The organism is Allobosea sp. WAO, assembly GCF_001509835.1.
Lineage (GTDB): Bacteria > Pseudomonadota > Alphaproteobacteria > Rhizobiales > Beijerinckiaceae > Allobosea.
Genome location: NZ_JXTJ01000015.1, coordinates 14,128 through 30,243, shown reverse-complemented (window position 1 = coordinate 30,243; position 16,116 = coordinate 14,128). Strand labels below are relative to the sequence as shown.

Genomic DNA, 16,116 nt, shown 5'->3' with positions numbered 1-16,116 from the left:
GTCACTGCTCCCGAATCCATGCAGAGAACCATTCGGAATCGGTCGCCCGTTTCTGATACTCCAGCACTGCCGACAGATCGAAGCGGTAGTCCGGATAAAGCGCCGTCATGCCGGCGCCGCGCGGCACCTCGATCACGCCGTCGATCCAGAGCCGGGACAGGAAGGTGCCGCCGGCGGTAGCGGCGTCATCCGGCAATTCGTCGACGATCTTCTCGGCCGTGACGAAGACGGTCTTCGCCGCCTGGAGGAGGAGCGGGTCGGCATAGCCGTCGCCGATGATCACCGCATTGCCGTGACGGTCGGCGATGTTGGCATGGATGAAGGCGACGTCCGGGCGCAGGGCCGGGACCGCCAGCAACTCCTCGCCGCTGAACGGGCAGGCGATCTTGCGGAACGGGGCGGTGGGCGTTGTCAGGATGTCGGTGTCGAGCCCGAACCGCGTCGGCAGGAAGGGCAGGTTCTTCGCGCCGGCCTCGAAGGCGGCGATGATCGTCGCCTCCGAATACTCGACGACGCTGATGCTGCCGGCCTCGCGCGCCCGACGGAAATGCGGCGCCAGCCCGAAGGCGTCGAAGCCGACGAAGGCGAACTGCAGTTCGCGGACCTTGCCGGCGCCGATCAGGAGATCGACTTCCGGGCCGCCGAGCATGGCGACGAGGGTGAGATCGCCGACATCGGCCGTGGCCAGCGCCCGCGCCGCCGCCATCGGCTTGCGCTGGATTCCGCCGCCGCCGAAGGCCACGGAGCTGCCGGGCACGACCGCGGCCAGCGCCTTGGCGAGAGTGATCGTCTTCGTCATCGTCACTTTCCGTTCTGGCGCAGATCGAGCAGGCGCCGGGATTTTCCGGTGCTGCCGACCTGGGTGAGCGGCAGCAGGCTCGCCGGCGGAACGATCTCCACTGCGACCCGCACGCTCAGATCGCGGTGCAGCGCCGCCTCCATGTCGGCCGCGAAGGCCGCGTCGTCGATTTCGTCCGACTTCTTCTCGACCCGGACCGTCATCGACTCCCGGCGCGAGAGGCCCTCGCCGGAATAGGCGACGACGCAGAGGAACTCGCCGGTCGCGCGCGGGTCGGCGGTGACGGCGCTCTGGCAGGCCATCGGATAGACGTTGGTGCCGCGCAGCTTCACCATCTCGTCGCTGCGGCCGAGGAACATCGAGAGCTTGCGCGTGCACAGGCCGCAGGAGCACTCCGAGCGCTCATAGGCGACGAGCAGGTCGCGCAGGTCGTAGCGGATGATCGGCGGTGTGCTGCGATGCAGGCTGGTCACCACGAGATTGCCGCGCTCGCCGGCCGGCAGCACCGCGCCGGTCTCGACATCGGCGGTCTCGAGATAGACCGTGTCCTCGCTGATATGCTTGCCGTCCTGCGCCTCGCATTCGAAGGCGATCTGGCCGATCTCATGCGTGCCGTAATTATCGTAGACCGGGCAGCCCCAGGCCTCCTCGAGCTGCTTGCGCAGATGGCCGTCGACATCCGGACCGAGAAAGGAATGCAGCCTCTTGGTCTTGAGGGCCCGCAGGTCGAAGCCGGTCTCGTTCGCCACCTGGACGAGGCGCGCCAGGTACTCGGCGCGGCCATACCAGGCGGTGGTGCCGATCTTCAGCGCGTATTCGAGCTGGCGCTCGCTAGGCGTGACCACACCGGAGCCGGTCGTGACCGGCATCGCGCCGAGCCAGTGCAGGCAGGCATAGAGGCCGCAATAGCCAGCATTCGCCATGGCCAGCGTATAGGTGATCTGCACGGCATCGCCGGGGCGCGTGCCCTGCGCCCAGAGCGCGCGCGCCGTCTGGATCGCCTGCACTTCGAGCGCGACCGGGTCGAACAGGGTCAGGCGCGGAAAGCCGGTGGTGCCGCCGGAGGTGTGCACCTTGAACGGCGTGCTCGCCAGGTCCTCGGCCGTCACCGGCTGGTGGCTGCCGAAAGGCGGCGCAGCCGCGATCGCCTCCTTGAGATCGTCGCTGGTGAAGGTCGGCAGCTTCTCGATATCGTCGAGGCTGCGAATGTCGCCGGGCTCGATCCCGGCCGCAGCCCAGCGCGTCGCGTAGAACGGCGTGCGCCAGGCGTCTCCCATGCGCGCCATGAAGCGGGCGTTCTGCAGCGCGCGCAGCTCCTGGTCGGACAGCTTGCCGGTCGTCTGCTGGAAATGCGGCGGCGGCGGGTAGTCCCGCATCAGCCCGTCCCAGTCGACGGCCTTCCAGTAATAGGGAACCGCCGGGGCGCATTCCTCGACCGCCCGCGCGGGTTTCACCTCGTTCAGCGACACTAGACTACCTCTTCTCTACCCGCGTCGGCTTTCCTGAGCCTGTCGCAATCCGTCGTCAGAAGGCTTTCGATGAACCGGTCTCCGGCGCGCTTGCGCAGCGCCGCAGTGCCGCCGAAGCTGGCATGCAGCCGGCGCGCGCGCTTGAGATAGAAATGCGCATCGGTCTCCCATGAGAACCCCATGCCGCCATGCAGCTGGATGCAGTCCGCCGTGATCTTCATCGCGGCGTCGGCGGCGATGACGCGGGCGATCTGCGCCGCGTCGAGGTCGCCCGGCCGCTGCACCGCATCGCTGACGGCGAGTCGCGCATGCGAGAGCAGCGTAAAGCCGTCGGCAAGCCGATGCTTGATCGCCTGGAAGCGCCCGATGACCTCGCCGAACTGCTTGCGCTGTCGGACATGCACGACGGCGCGCTCGAACGCCGCCCTGGCGATGCCGACCAGCTCTACCGCCGTCAGGATATGGATCGGCAGCAGGAGCCGCTCGGCCTCGTCATGGCCACAGCGCACCCTGGCGATCTCGGCATCCGGCGCGAGGGTCACGGATGCGATCGGGCAGGTCGGATCCATAGGCTGAAGCGCCCGGCTCGTCGCCCCGGCCGTGCGATAGAGGACGAAGCTGACGCCCCCCTCCTCGCGGACAAGATGCAGGATGTGGCCGGCCCCGGCAGCGTGCTCGACCAGCGGCAGAGCCACCCGCCCCTCGGCGTCGGATTTCGGCTCCGCCGTCGCGACGCCGAGCCTCACTGAACCCTCCGCCAGCTCACGCAGCAGTGCATCTCCGACCGCGCCGAAATGCGACGCGAGCCCGGGCAGGAGCACCGCGGAAAGCGCATAGGGTCCGCAGAACAATTGCGCGCCCATCTCCTCGACGATGTCCGCGGTCTCGGCGAGGCCGAGACCCAGGCCGCCATGGCTCTCGGGCACCATGATGCCGGTCCAGCCCATTTCGGCAGCGAGCCGCCAATGGTTCTCAGCGAAGGCCGTAGAGGCATCCGCGCCCTGCGCCAGGGCCGCATTCGGCGCAGCCTCGGCAAGCGTGCGCGCCGCGGCGTCACGCAGCACCTGGTCGGAATAGGCCGTTGAAATGCCCTGTGTCATCGCGGCAGCTCCAGGCCACGTTCGGCAATGATGTTGCGCTGGATTTCGGAGGTGCCGGCGAGGATGGTCTCGGCGCGGGTCCAGAGATAGTCGCGATGCCACAGGCCCTCGGCCGGCGCCAGCTTCTCCTGCGGCCCGTACTGGAAGGCTGGACCCATGATATCCATGGCGAGATCGAAGAGGCGCTGATGCGTCTCGCTCCAGAGCAGCTTCACGGCCGAGCCCTCGACGCCCGGCGGCACGCCCTCCTCCGCCTGCTTCAGCATGCGGTCGGCATGCAGCCGCAAGGCATGGGCATCGCAGAAAAGGCGCGCGATCGCGTCGCGAACCAGCGGATCATGGATCACCGGCCGCCCGTCGCGCTCGGTCGTCGCCGCCAGCCGCACCAGATCCTCGAGCTCGGTCTGGAGCCGCACGATGCGCGGTATGAAATAGGTACCGCGCTCGAAATTCGCGGCAGCCATGGCGATGCCCCAGCCGGCATTCTCCTCGCCGAGCCGGCAGGCGACGGGCACCTCGACATCGTCGAAGAAGACCTCGCCGTAATCGGCCTCACCGGTGATCTGGCGGATCGGCCGCACGCGGATACCGGGCAGGCGCATGTCGACGAGGAAGACCGAGATGCCGCGCTGGCGCGGCCCCTCGCTTGAGGTCCGGGCGAGCAGGAAGCACCAGTCGCCGAGATGCGAGAAGCTCGTCCAGATCTTCTGGCCGTTGAGGACATAGACGTCGCCGCGGCGCTCCGCCCGCGTCGCCAGCGAGGCGAGGTCGGAGCCGGAATTCGGCTCCGAATAGCCCTGGCACCAGATCTCCTCATTGCTGAGGAGCTTTGGAATGAAGCGGTCCTTCTGCTCCTGCGAGCCGAAGGCGATCAGGGTCGGGCCGACGATGCCGTGGCCGATCAGATTGACCGCGAGCGGCGCTTTCGCGCGGGCATATTCCTGATGGTAGATCGCCTGTCGTGTCAGCGAGAGCGGCCGGCCGCCGACGGCTTCCGACCAGCCTAGACCCGAAAGGCCGGAACGGCAGACATGATCCTCCCATTCGCGGCGGAAGGCGAGGCGCTGCATCTCGGCGGCGCGGTAACGATCACCGGCGAGCCGCGGCAGCTCCTGTGCGAACCAGGCCTTGATCCCGGCGCGGAAGGCCTCGTCGGTCGACGCAGCGAGAATGGCTGCCGGTGACGAAGCGGTCTTAGCGGAAAGCGCGTTCATCGCAGAGCTCACCGACGCCCGCGCTCGATCGCGCTCGCCAGGCCGCTGCCACGCATCTGAGCGAATTCGTTCGAGACATGCGAAAGCTGGTGGCTGTCGAAATGCGCCGACAGCGCATTGCGGAAGCCCTGCATGTCCATGGTCCGGTTCAGAGAGCGCTTGATCAGCCGCAGCGCGAAAGGCGGCGCCGCCGCGACCCGGTCCGCCAGCGCCTGCACCTCGCCTTCGAGTTCGCCACGGGCGACGACACGGTTGACCATGCCTGCCGCCAGAGCCTCCTGGGCCGAGAGACGCGCGCCGGTAAAGAGGAACTCCTTGGCCTTTCGCGTCCCCATCACCCAGGGATGGACCAGCACCTCGACAGCGGCCGCACCCATCGAGTGGCACACGGGATCGGCGAAGAAGGCATCCTCGGCAGCAACGACAAGATCGCAGAGATTGGCGACCATGAAGCCACCGGCGATACAGGCGCCCTGCACCTGCGCGATCGTCGGCTTCGGGCAATCCCAGATCCGCAGCGCATAGTCGAAATAGCGCAGCTGCTCATAGTCCCAGCGCTGCTCGACGGTGAAGCCCTGCCGCTTCGCCTGGGCCTCCTTGAGATCGTGCCCGGCCGAGAAGTGATCGCCCTGACCGCCGATCACGATCACCCGGACCTCGGCATCGGCCACAGCGGCAGCGAGGGCTGCATCCATCTCGTCCAGCAGGAGCTGGCTTTCAGCGTTCCGGGCACCCGGCCGCGCATGCAGGATGCGCGCAACCGCCCCCGATACGCTGTACTCGATCTCGCTGAACGCCATGTCGATATTCCATTATATGGATGCTTATTGACGATAGGATCAGCATATCGACGCAAAAATGAGCGTCAATAGCGATTATGATAAAATCAATATCCACTAAGTGGAATAAGAATGCGAGCCATCCTGCCGCACAGGCTCAAGCGTATGCACCTCGCCCAGACCGGCATACTTCGGCCCGGCGATCCGACAGAGGGGACGCAACCGCTCCGTCATCACCTTCCCGCCATCGAGAAGCTCGTCGCGAACATGGAAGCGCCGCACACGCCCGACGATCAACTGCGCGCCCCGGTCGCCGAAGGCGATGACCTGCTCAAAACCGCACTCGAGCGCCGCCGGAACGCAAGCAAGGCGCGGCGCCGCCACATCGACCGACGGCACCAAGCCCAAGCCGAGCAACTCGGCCTCGCTGACATCGTGGGGATACTCGGCGGCACTGAGATGGACCGGCCGGACCAGCGTCTCGTCAGCGATATTGACAACGAAGTCGCCGCGATCGGCGATGTTTTGCGCCGTATCCTTCAGCCCGTCACCGCGACGCATGACGCTGATCCCGATCAGCGGCGGCTCGGTTGAGAGATAGGTGAAGGCGCTGAACGGAGCGAGGTTCACCACCCCCTTCAGCGACAAGCTCGTAACCCAGGCGATCGGACGCGGAACGATCAATCCGATCAGGAGCTTATAGACCTCATCGACAGACAGAACCTCGGCGCTGCTATCCATAGAATTCCACCACATGAAATACGAGATAGGCTTTTATCCTATACGGCATTGCAATCGGCAATATGACGCCTTTATCGTGGACATATAACATCCACATTATGGCACTCCAAGATTGAGCATGACCGAAAGCCAGCTGCCCACCGTCGCCGAACTCCTCGCCGCCGAGCTTGAGAAGGCCGGCATTGACCTGATCTTCGGGCAAGGCTCGCCGTCTGCACTCACTCTGGCGGCCGAGCGTCGCGGGCTGCGGCAGATCGGGTTCCGGACGGAGAATGCCGGAACGGCGATGGCTGATGGATTTGCCCGCGCCTCCGGCCGTCTCGGCTGCATCGCCACCCAGAACGGCGCCGCCGCAGCGCTGGTCGCCGCCGGGCTGAGCGAATCCTTCAAGGCTTCCATCCCGGTGCTCGTCCTGGTTCAGGACGTCGAACGGGCCCATGTCGATCGCAACGCCTTCCAGGAGTTCGACCACGCGGCCCTCTTCGCCTCCTGCACGAAATGGTTCCGCCGCCTCGACGATGGCGCGCGAGCGCTCGAAATGCTGCGCAAGGCGATCCTCCTGGCAACGAGTGGCCGGCCGGGTCCGGTAGCGCTCGCCATTCCCGCGGATGTGCTGGCCGAACGGCTGCCCCAACCGCGCGCGCCGCGTTCGGTACCCGCCGTCTTCCCTTCACTGCGGCAGCAGCCCGAGCCGGCCGCGATCGCCGAGGCCGCCCGGCTGCTCGCCAACGCCCGGACGCCGATCATCGTCGCCGGCGGCGGCGTCCACATATCGGGCGCGCAGGCCGACCTGGCCGACCTGCAGCAGCGCTTCGCGCTCGGTGTCGCGACGACGATCATGGGCAAGGGCGCCGTGAGTGAAGCCGATCCGCTCTCTTTGGGCGTGGTCGGCAGCGCGATGGGGCCCGGCAGCCCCTCGCGGGCGATGCGCACGCTGATCCGCTCGGCCGATGTGGTGATGTTCGTCGGCAACCGGACCAACGATAATGGCACCGCCAGCTGGAACCTGTTTCCGGGCAGCGCCGAATTCATCCATGTCGACGTCGCCGTCGACGAGGCGATACGCAACTACCCTGCCCTGCCGCTGATCGGCGACGCCCGCACGACATTGCGCGCGTTGAGCCTCGCCATGGCCGGGCTTGCCGACGCCGAAAGCGGCGCGGCGCGCCGCCGCCCCCTGCTCGCGGACGCCATCGCAAAGGCACGCGCTGCCACCGCCGACGAGGTCGCGGCGCTGACATTGCGCTCCGGCGATCCATTGCGGCCGGAGCATCTGATGCATGTCCTGCAGGATCGGTCGCCCCGGGACACGGTCTTCGTCGCCGATGCCAGCTATTCCAGCCTCTGGGTCTCGCAATATCTGCAGGCCCACGAGTCCGGGAGGCGCTTCCTGTTTCCCCGCGGGCTAGCCGGGATCGGCTGGGGCTACCCGCTGGCGCTCGGCGCGCGCCTCGCGCTGCCTTCCACCCCCGTCGTCGCGGTGGTCGGCGATGGCGGCTTCTCGCATTGTTGGGCGGAGCTGGAATGCGCCGTCCGGCACGGCATCGACGTCAAGCTGATCGTCCTGAACAACGCGGTCCTCGGCTTCCAGCGCCATGCCGAGATGCTGCGTTTCGGCCAGCCGACCGAGGTCTGTGCGATCACCCGGATCGACCATGCGATGATCGCCCGCGCGGTCGGCTGCGCCAACGCCACCGTAGCCTCCGCCAGCGAGCTGCCCGCCGCTCTCGATGCGATGTTCGCCGAGAAGGGCCCCTCTCTGCTCGACGTCCATGTCGATCCGGGCGCCTTTCCGCCGATCGCCGGCTTCGCCCGGCTGCAGGCGTCCTGAATGCGCCAGCCCGACGGAACGCCGCCGAGGATCTGCAGCCTTTCGGTCCACCTTCTCAAGGCACGGGCGGAAGGCTATGTGCAGGGTAGAGACCAGCCCTGACCCATGGTCCGATGAAGAGACCGAGTTCGACTGTTCGAGGCCCTAGCCCAGCAATGGGCCGAAGGGGAAACGGAGACTTTCAGCACATGGCGCAGGACGGCGAGAGCACGGCGCGGGAGCCCGGCCAGGGCACCCAGGTCATCGACCGCGCCATTTTCCTGCTGCGCTCGATCGCCGGCAATGGCGGCTCAGCCCGCCTGACCGATCTGGCCCGCGCCGCCGACCTCGCGACACCGACCGCGCGGCGCATCCTGAAGCGCCTGGTCGACCACGGCATGGTCGGGCAGGATCCCGAGACACAACGCTACCATCTGGGCACGCTGGCCTATGAGCTCGGGCTTGCGGCAAGCCACCGGGTCGATGTCGCAGCGCGGCTGAAACCGCTGATGCGCCGCCTCGCCGAGCTCTCCGGAGACACCGCCTATCTGGTGATGCGACAGGATTTCGAGGTCGTCTGCATCGACCGCGTCGAGGGCAACTACCCGATCAAGACGCTGACCCTGAAGGTCGGCGACCGCTATCCGCTCGGCATCACCGCGGGCAGCCTCGCTTTGCTCGGCGCGCTGCCGAAAGCCGAGGCCGACGCCATCGTCGAGGCCAACCGCGCGGCGATATCCGAGCGCGGGCACCTCACCGTGGAGCAATTGCGCGAAGACCTCGAGAAGACGCGCCAGCGCGGGTTTGCCCTGCGCCGCGACGCGATCACCGACGGCAGCATCGGCATCGGCCTCGCCGTTCCCAACGGGTCGCTGCCGCCCTACGCCGCCATCAGCTTGGCAATGGTCCTCGAACGGTTGACCGACACGCGCCGCGAACAGCTTCTTGCGATGATGCGCAGCGAGCTAAATAGCGCCATCGCTGCAGAGCCATCACGCGGCTAGTGCCTGCGACCTTGTGAGAATAGAGCGCTCGACATCCGTTCGGTCGCGGCTCGGCCCGGCCCGGCCCTCTACTCGCCGACAAGCGATATGATGCCAATGCCTTGCGCGGTGCCGTCATCGAGCGAAAGGCATGGGCTAACATCCCGCCCAAGGCCAGTCGCAAGGACCCGATCTGCTTCAGCCCCTTTCTCTGCAAGGTTACGAACCTGGTCGAGCGCTTCCTCAACAAAGCCAAGCAGTTTCGACGCGTCGCGACCCGCCACAAGCTGGTCGAGAAATATCCCGCCGCTCTCAAACTCGTCGCAATCCGCATCTGGTTGCGCAGTGGTGAGTCTACGTCCTAGTTCTTCAGCCGGTAGCCTGTCTTGAAGATCCAGGCGATGACCGCGATGCAGGCGCAGAGGAAGACCAGCGTCATTGTCAGGCTGACGGCGATGCCGACATCGGCGAAGCCGAAGAAGCTCCAGCGGAAGCCGCTGATCAGGTAGACGACCGGGTTGAACAGGGTCACCGCCCGCCAGAAGGGCGGCAGCATGTCGATCGAGTAGAACGAGCCCCCGAGAAAGGCGAGCGGCGTCACGATCAGGAGCGGCACCACCTGCAGCTTCTCGAAACCATCTGCCCAGACGCCGATGATGAAGCCGAACAGGCTGAAGGTCGTCGCGGTCAGCACCAGAAAGAGCAGCATCCAGAGCGGATGCTCGATCTTCAGGGGCACGAACAGGAAGGCGGTGACGAGAATGATCAGCCCGAGCATCACCGATTTCGTCGCCGCCGCCGCGACATAGGCGAAGACCGCCTCCCACCAGGCGACCGGCGCCGAAAGCAGCTCGAAGATCGTGCCGGTGAACTTCGGGAAATAGATCGCGAAGGAGGCGTTGGCGATGCTCTGCGTCAGCAGCGAGAGCATGATCAGGCCGGGCACGATGAAGGCGCCGTAGGGCACCCCGTCGATCGCCTGCATGCGCGAGCCGATCGCCGCGCCGAAGACGACGAAATAGAGCGAGGTCGAGATCACCGGCGAGAGGATGCTTTGCAGGGGCGTGCGCCAGGTCCGCGCCATCTCGAACAGGTAGATCGCCTTGATCGCGTGCAGGTTCATGGTCGCGGCGCTCATGCGTTCGCCCTCAGCAGGCCGACGAAGATATCCTCGAGCGAGGACTGGCTGGTTTGCAGGTCGTTGAAGCGGATGCCCGCGGCACCGAGATCGCTGAGCAGCGCCGTGATGCCGGTGCGCTCGGCCTTGGTGTCGTAGCTGTAGACCAGCTCCGTGCCATCGGCGCGCAAGGTCAGCCCATGGCCCGCCAGCGCCTCCGGCACCTCGGCGAGTGGCGCCTGCAGATGCAGGGTGAGCTGCTTCTGGCCGAGCTTTCGCATCAGCTCGGCCTTGTCCTCGACCAGGATGATCTCGCCCTTGCTGATCACCCCGACCCGGTCGGCCATCTCCTCGGCCTCCTCGATGTAATGCGTGGTCAGGATGATGGTGACGCCGCTGTCGCGCAGGCGCCGCACCAGCTTCCACATGTCCTGGCGCAATTCGACGTCGACGCCCGCGGTCGGCTCGTCGAGAAAGAGGATCTGTGGCTCGTGCGCCAGCGCCTTGGCGATCAGCACGCGCCGCTTCATGCCGCCGGACAACGTCATGATCTTGTTGTCGCGCTTGTCCCAGAGCGAGAGGTCGCGCAGCACCTGCTCGACGATTTCAGGGTTCTTCGGCTTACCGAACAGGCCGCGGCTGAAGGAGACCGTCGCCCAGACGGTCTCGAAGGCGTCGGTGGTCAGCTCCTGCGGCACGAGGCCGATGCGGCTGCGCGCAGCGCGGTAGTCGCGGATGATGTCGTGGCCGTCGGCGAGCACCTTGCCGGTGCTCGGATTGACGATGCCGCAGACGATGCTGATCAGCGTCGTCTTGCCGGCACCATTCGGCCCGAGCAGGGCGAAGATCTCGCCGCGCCTGATGTCGAGCGTGACGCTCTTCAGCGCCTGGAAGCCCGAGGCATAGGTCTTCGAGAGACCGGAAATCTGGATGATCGGCTGCATGGCGGAACGCTGCTGGAGAGACAGGGCAATCGAGTGAAGGTGATGTCACGCAGCTCCGCCCAGCCTGCGCGACTCTTCCTGCAAAAGAATATGGCCGGGACGCGCCCGGCCATAGCAATTTATTCTGTCAGTTCCTGTCAGCGGACCAAGCCCCTGTCAACGGACGAAGAGCCAGATCAGGATGATGATCGGGATCGGAATCCCAAGCAGCCACAATGCGATCGAACGCATGATTTGCCCCCTTGATTGCCATCGGTGATGATGGCGGGACAACGTCGCAGGCCCCCTGAAGGTTCCCGGCCTGCCAGGAAGGGCGGGCCACGCGGAAACTGCGTTGCGCGCGCTTGCGGCCCGACGCCTATTTGAAGGCGAGGCTGTCGATCAGCTTCTTCATCGCCGCGTCGTGCTCCTTGTGGCCATCGAGCGAAGCCCAATAGGTCATCATGATGATCTTGCCGCTCGGCACGTTCGGGTTGATCGCGATGTAGCGAATGATCGAGTCGCCATCCTTGCTCTTGGCCTTGAGCTCGGTGAAGGACCAGGCCTTGCCGTTGACCTCCTGCTTCATCGTCTCGGAGGCGCCGGTGATGGTGACGCCTTCCTTGTCGAAATAGCCGTTGTGCTCCTTCTGGACCGTGTCGATCTCGCCCGGCGCGACCAGCTCGAACCAGAGATAGATCTCGTCGTCAGGCGTCTTGATCTCGACGCCGCGGGCGATCTTGCTGCTCGTCCAGGCATCGGGAATGGTCACGACCGCCACCGGATCGGCATCGGTGATCGAGAGCGCCCCGGCCATGGCCGGCCCTCCGGCGAAGCCGGCGAGCAGGAATGCGAGCGCCCAAACGGTCTTGCGCAACATGGATATCTCCTCCCCCGGATCGACCGCGCACGCGCCTCGCGGCCGGCGATCCACGGGCGCGACGTTGCGGCAACGGAAGCGAATGACAAGTGAGGGAAGCCGCGTTTCAGGCCAGTTTGGCGGCGCTCGGGTGCCAGAGAGGTTGATAGCCGTTCACAAGCGCCGCCAGCGAGGTCGGCGGCGTCAAGACGGCGACCGGTCCGGCCGGCCGCGGCCGCGCCACGACATAGCCTGCGGGCGACCAGAGCAGCGCCTTGGAGCCGTGCAAGGCGAGGAACTCGCCTTCGGCCGAGACGAGCATCGCCCCATCCGGCAGGCCCTCGGCCGGCAACTCGTGTAGGCGCTTCTTCCGACCGTCACGCCTTTCGCCGTCCAGTCGCTCGTCGATCTCGGGAAAGGGCGGCGTTTCCTTCAGGCCGAGCCCGGCAACCAGGGCGTCGCGATAGGCCAGCGCATCCTTGCGCCGGCACTCCATGCAGGGCCGGTGCCCGGCCGCCAAAGCGGTGACCTCGTCGCAGAAGAACAGCTCGGTGTAGTAGCGGCCCCAGACGTCGCGCTGCCGACCGTTGAAGGACAGCACGCAGCAGATCCACTGCTTCGTCGCATAGAGGCGCTGCGGCAGCGCCTGCGTCGCCTGATCGTGGAACTTGCCGCCGCGATTGCCGAACAGCGTGCCGCGCGCGGGATCGGCGAACAACGAACCATCGGGGCGGATACGGTTTGGCAGGGGCATGGCTGGGAGAGAATATGTCCGGCAATGTCAGGACCCTAGCCCACCCGGCACCGGACCGCGTCAGCAGCAGCGTGGCTGGCTAGCTCCCTGGTCCACATCGGCCTTTCCGAACACCGAGGGCCACTTTTCGGGCGATGTTCTAGCGCCGGCCGCGCCTGACGCCGGAGATCTCGATCGTCAGATTTTTCTCCTGCGTCGGGCAGCAGCGCGCATCGCGGGGGCCGAGCGTGGTCAGGGTCACGTCGATCGCGCCAGGTCTGATCGCGACATTGCGCGGTCCCTCGCCGAACACGCCCTCCGCCCTGCGGAAGAAGCGGAAGCCGTCTGGCCCGCCGGTGAACAGCAGCACGTCGAGGCTGGTGCTGTTGCCGCCGGTCTCCGCATAGATGAAGGCGACCGCGTCGCCCCGGCCGTCGCCATTGAAATCCCCGTAGAACACCGGTGCTTCGACGACTCTCGCGGCCTTGCGGCCGAGATGGCGCTCGATGTCGCGCTTGGCCGGACCGTCGGCGACCTCTGCGCGGGCGATGCCCGCAAAGCCGGCGCCGATCAGCAGCGTCGTCGCGGCGGCAAGGAAGATGCGCGCGCGGAAAGTGCGCATGCCCGAAGGCCGGATTTGCGAGGTCATGGCGGACATCCCCAGCTGGCTGCGGGACGATACCGCGCAGCCATGTCCCGCGCCAGCCAGGCAGGACCTGCGACACCATGGCGATCTTTTCGTCCCCGGGGCTTTGCGGCAAGCTCGACCTTACAAGCGGAGCTCGGCCGCAGAGCCGCCGCTACGGGGCACATCGCATGGATCGCACCGACGCAAGTCCGGGCCCGACGCTCAGCGCGCACCCTTCCCGCGCTGCGATCCTCGCCGAGATCCACGCCCGGCCCTTCGCGCCGCTGGAGACGCCGCGGCGCCTGCTGCACTTCGCCTTCATGACCGATCAGGCGCAGGCGAATGCCGATCGCGAGGCGCTCGCCCGCTTCTGCGCCGAACGCGGCGTCGCGGGCCCGGCCGAAGGTGCCAAGCATCACCGGGCCCGGCTCGGCGAAATAGGCCTGCGCTGGGAGCAGCACAGCGAGTTCACCACCTATAGCTGGGAGCTGCCGGGCAATGGCGGCGCGCCCTTCACGCCGGGCAGCAACGCGCTGCCGCATCACATGCTCGAGCTGCCGCAGCCGGGGCCGCATCTCGTCGCCGTCGACCTGCATCTCCTGCCGCAGCGAGCAGCCCCGCCGCTCGAGGAGATCTTCGATGCCGCGAGCCTTGCCGCCTCGCTGGTCGATGGCGAGGCCGCGCTCGCCGCGACCGATTTCCGCCCCTGCCCGGACGGGTTCGTGCGGATCCTCGTGCTCGACCGGGCGCTGACGCCCTCGCGCGCCGGGGCGCTGGCGCAGCGCCTGCTCGAAATCGAGACCTACCGGGTGCTGGCCCTGCTCGGCCTGCCCGAGGCGCAGCGCCTCGCCCCTTCCGTGCGGGCGACGGAGGAGGCGCTGGTGCGCATCGCCGGCACGATGACGCAGACCGACGGGCTCGCGGCCGACAATGCACTGCTCGACGAGATGACGGCACTCGCCGCGCCGATGGAATCGGAGGCCGCCTCCTCGAACTACCGCTTCGGCGCCAGCCGCGCCTATGACAACATCGTCCACCAGCGCCTGGCGGCGATCGACGAGGTTGCCTATGGCGGCTGGCCGACCATCGCCGCCTTCCTCTCCCGGCGCATGGCGCCGGCGATGCGCACCTGCCAGATGCTGCAGGAGCGCCAGGCCGATCTGTCGCGCAAGCTCGCCCGCGCCGCCAACCTGCTGCGTACCCGCGTCGACGTCGCGCTCGAGCAGCAGAACCGCGACCTGCTGGCGGCGATGAACGAGCGCGCCCGCATGCAGCTGCGCCTGCAGCAGACGGTCGAGGGGCTCTCCGTCGCCGCCATCGGCTATTACGTCGTCAGCCTGTTCGGCTACCTCGCCAAGGGCGCCAAGGATGCCGGCTATCTGCCGGTCGATGTCGGCATCGCCACCGCGCTCTTCGTCCCCTTCGCGCTCTTCGGGGTCTGGAGCATGGTCCGCCGCATCAGGCGGGGCCACAGCGACGGCTAGCGCTGTACGATGACCTTGGTCCCCAGCCTGACGCGATCATAGAGGTCCATCACGTCGCGATTGGTCATGCGGATGCAGCCCGAGGAGACCGCCGCTCCGATCGTATCGGGCTCGTTCGAGCCGTGGATCCGATAGAGGCTCGATCCCAGATAGATCGCCCGCGCACCGAGCGGGTTCTCCATCCCGCCCGCCATGTAGCGCGGCAGGTCGGGCCGGCGCTTCAGCATCGCCGCGGGCGGACGCCAGTCCGGCCATTCGCGCTTGCGCGAAACGGTCTTCGTGCCCGACCAGCTGAAACCCTGCCGGCCGACGCCGACCCCATAGCGGATCGCTTGCCCCGGGCCGAGCACGTAGTAGAGCCGCCGCTGGCTGGTCGAGACCACGACCGTGCCCGGCGCCTGCTTGCCGTTCCAGGGAACGACCTGGCGCGGCACCGGCTGCTCGCTGAAGATGTTGAGGAAGTCCGCGAGCCCGCGGCTGATCGGATTGGAATAGGCCGACGCAGGCGTAGCGAAAGCGAGAGCGGCGGCAGTCAAGACAATGGCGCGCAGCATGATCATCCCTGCAACGGCCCCCGCCGGGATTTAACCGGACTTGGGAGAGCGGGGTCAACCCTGGCTCCCACCTCAGGCCAGCGGCGGCGAGCTGCGACAGGACAGCGCCGCCGGAATCCATAAGCCTGTAACAGCACCTGTGCTAAGCCCGCATCGCGAGGGAGAGATGCATGAGCACCGCCAGTGATGCACGCTTCTGGGACCGATCTTCGAGACGCTATGCGCGGTCGCGCATTTCGGATCAGGCCGGATATGAGCGCACGCTGGAGCGGGTTCGCGCCCTGTTGAAGCCCGGCGACACGGTGCTGGAGCTGGGTTGCGGAACGGGAACAACGGCCCTGCGACTGGCCGACGGGGCCCTCTCCTATCTCGCGACGGACATATCCTCCGGGATGATCGCAATCGCCGAAGAGAAGCGCACCGCCAGTCCAGTTCCCGGTCTCGCCTTCCGCGCCGCGACAGCGGAAACGATCGCATCCGAGGGCGCTCGCTTCGATGCCGTTCTTGCCTTCAATTACCTCCATCTGGTCCGTGACCTCGCCGGCACGCTGCGCAGCGTCCATGCCCTGCTCGCACCGGGCGGCCTGTTCCTCTCCAAGACGCCCTGCCTCGGCGAGATGAACCCGCTGATCCGACTTGCCCTGCCAATCATGCAGATGATCGGACAGGCGCCCTATGCCGGTATCTTCAGTGCGCAGGACCTGGGCGCCCGCATCACGGCCGCAGGCTTCGAAGTGCTGAGCACCGAGCGCCATGCCAGCAAGGGGAAGGACAGCCGTCCCTTCATCGTAGCGCGCAGGAGATAGCCCCGGCAGCCGACAGCGAAGGGAGCCCCCGCCCGCTCGCGTTTCGGTGCCGACGGCTTGGGCGGGCTCGCGTCGATCCTGACAACTACTGACACATGGCACCCCTATCAGCCCGTC

The 16,116-nt window shown here is 66.9% G+C and carries 16 protein-coding genes and 1 pseudogene; 5 read left to right on the top strand and 12 right to left on the bottom strand.

Going from position 1 to position 16,116, the window contains the following annotated elements; genetic code table 11:
- Position 1: 1 nt before the first annotated feature.
- The 6 genes from DK26_RS23545 to DK26_RS23520 all read right to left on the bottom strand — a co-directional run bounded on the left by DK26_RS23545 (position 2) and on the right by DK26_RS23520 (position 6,102).
- On the bottom strand, positions 2-799 hold the full coding sequence (locus tag DK26_RS23545; protein ID WP_066477893.1) for a CoA-transferase: 798 nt from the start codon (positions 797-799) through the stop codon (positions 2-4).
- Positions 800-801: 2 nt separating this feature from the next.
- Positions 802-2,268: an AMP-binding protein gene (locus DK26_RS23540; RefSeq protein WP_066477891.1), complete on the bottom strand. Its 1,467-nt coding sequence runs from the start codon at positions 2,266-2,268 to the stop codon at positions 802-804.
- Positions 2,268-3,368 (bottom strand): acyl-CoA dehydrogenase family protein, encoded by a 1,101-nt coding sequence (locus DK26_RS23535; protein WP_066477889.1) that lies wholly within the window; start codon positions 3,366-3,368, stop codon positions 2,268-2,270. The genes DK26_RS23540 and DK26_RS23535 overlap by 1 nt, the downstream gene beginning before the upstream one ends.
- Positions 3,365-4,582 carry an acyl-CoA dehydrogenase family protein gene (locus tag DK26_RS23530; protein WP_066477887.1) on the bottom strand — a complete coding sequence of 406 codons (1,218 nt, stop codon included), beginning with the start codon at positions 4,580-4,582 and terminating at the stop codon, positions 3,365-3,367. The genes DK26_RS23535 and DK26_RS23530 overlap by 4 nt, the downstream gene beginning before the upstream one ends.
- An 8-nt stretch (positions 4,583-4,590) precedes the next feature.
- Positions 4,591-5,382, bottom strand: a complete 792-nt coding sequence (locus tag DK26_RS23525; RefSeq protein WP_066477885.1) for an enoyl-CoA hydratase — start codon at positions 5,380-5,382, stop codon at positions 4,591-4,593.
- Positions 5,383-5,478: 96 nt separating this feature from the next.
- On the bottom strand, positions 5,479-6,102 hold the full coding sequence (locus DK26_RS23520) for a flavin reductase family protein (RefSeq protein WP_066477882.1): 624 nt from the start codon (positions 6,100-6,102) through the stop codon (positions 5,479-5,481).
- A gap of 118 nt (positions 6,103-6,220) precedes the next feature.
- Between DK26_RS23520 and DK26_RS23515 the strand changes: the two genes are divergently transcribed.
- From DK26_RS23515 to DK26_RS23505, 3 genes and pseudogenes are all read left to right on the top strand, one after another.
- Positions 6,221-7,933, top strand: coding sequence for an acetolactate synthase catalytic subunit (locus DK26_RS23515; protein WP_066477879.1), 1,713 nt, complete (start codon positions 6,221-6,223; stop codon positions 7,931-7,933).
- Positions 7,934-8,121: 188 nt separating this feature from the next.
- Positions 8,122-8,916 (top strand): IclR family transcriptional regulator, encoded by a 795-nt coding sequence (locus DK26_RS23510; RefSeq protein ID WP_066477876.1) that lies wholly within the window; start codon positions 8,122-8,124, stop codon positions 8,914-8,916.
- A gap of 68 nt (positions 8,917-8,984) precedes the next feature.
- Positions 8,985-9,260: pseudogene (locus DK26_RS23505) on the top strand (IS5/IS1182 family transposase); the annotation flags it as partial.
- Here DK26_RS23505 and DK26_RS23500 read toward each other — a convergent pair.
- From DK26_RS23500 to DK26_RS23480, 5 genes are all read right to left on the bottom strand, one after another.
- Positions 9,257-10,018, bottom strand: coding sequence for an ABC transporter permease (locus DK26_RS23500; RefSeq protein ID WP_066478225.1), 762 nt, complete (start codon positions 10,016-10,018; stop codon positions 9,257-9,259). The pseudogene DK26_RS23505 and the gene DK26_RS23500 sit on opposite strands and share 4 nt — an antisense overlap.
- Positions 10,019-10,029: 11 nt before the next feature.
- Positions 10,030-10,956 carry an ABC transporter ATP-binding protein gene (locus tag DK26_RS23495; protein ID WP_066477871.1) on the bottom strand — a complete coding sequence of 309 codons (927 nt, stop codon included), beginning with the start codon at positions 10,954-10,956 and terminating at the stop codon, positions 10,030-10,032.
- A gap of 358 nt (positions 10,957-11,314) precedes the next feature.
- Positions 11,315-11,815: a hypothetical protein gene (locus DK26_RS23490; RefSeq protein ID WP_066477869.1), complete on the bottom strand. Its 501-nt coding sequence runs from the start codon at positions 11,813-11,815 to the stop codon at positions 11,315-11,317.
- Between the two features lie 106 nt (positions 11,816-11,921).
- Positions 11,922-12,512 carry a hypothetical protein gene (locus DK26_RS23485; RefSeq protein WP_248310089.1) on the bottom strand — a complete coding sequence of 197 codons (591 nt, stop codon included), beginning with the start codon at positions 12,510-12,512 and terminating at the stop codon, positions 11,922-11,924.
- A gap of 175 nt (positions 12,513-12,687) precedes the next feature.
- A complete protein-coding gene (locus DK26_RS23480) occupies positions 12,688-13,176 on the bottom strand; it encodes a hypothetical protein (protein ID WP_066477865.1) in 489 nt (162 codons plus the stop codon).
- A 167-nt stretch (positions 13,177-13,343) separates the two neighbouring features.
- On the opposite strand from DK26_RS23480, the gene DK26_RS23475 reads away from it, so the two are divergent.
- Positions 13,344-14,639 carry a DUF3422 domain-containing protein gene (locus tag DK26_RS23475; RefSeq protein WP_066477863.1) on the top strand — a complete coding sequence of 432 codons (1,296 nt, stop codon included), beginning with the start codon at positions 13,344-13,346 and terminating at the stop codon, positions 14,637-14,639.
- On the opposite strand, the gene DK26_RS23470 is transcribed toward DK26_RS23475, so the two are convergent.
- On the bottom strand, positions 14,636-15,193 hold the full coding sequence (locus DK26_RS23470; RefSeq protein WP_066478223.1) for a L,D-transpeptidase: 558 nt from the start codon (positions 15,191-15,193) through the stop codon (positions 14,636-14,638). The two genes, DK26_RS23475 and DK26_RS23470, sit on opposite strands and share 4 nt — an antisense overlap.
- 170 nt (positions 15,194-15,363) lie before the next feature.
- Here DK26_RS23470 and DK26_RS23465 point away from each other — a divergent pair, with 170 nt between their 5' ends.
- A complete protein-coding gene (locus DK26_RS23465; protein WP_066477862.1) occupies positions 15,364-15,999 on the top strand; it encodes a class I SAM-dependent methyltransferase in 636 nt (211 codons plus the stop codon).
- Positions 16,000-16,116: the final 117 nt, after the last annotated feature.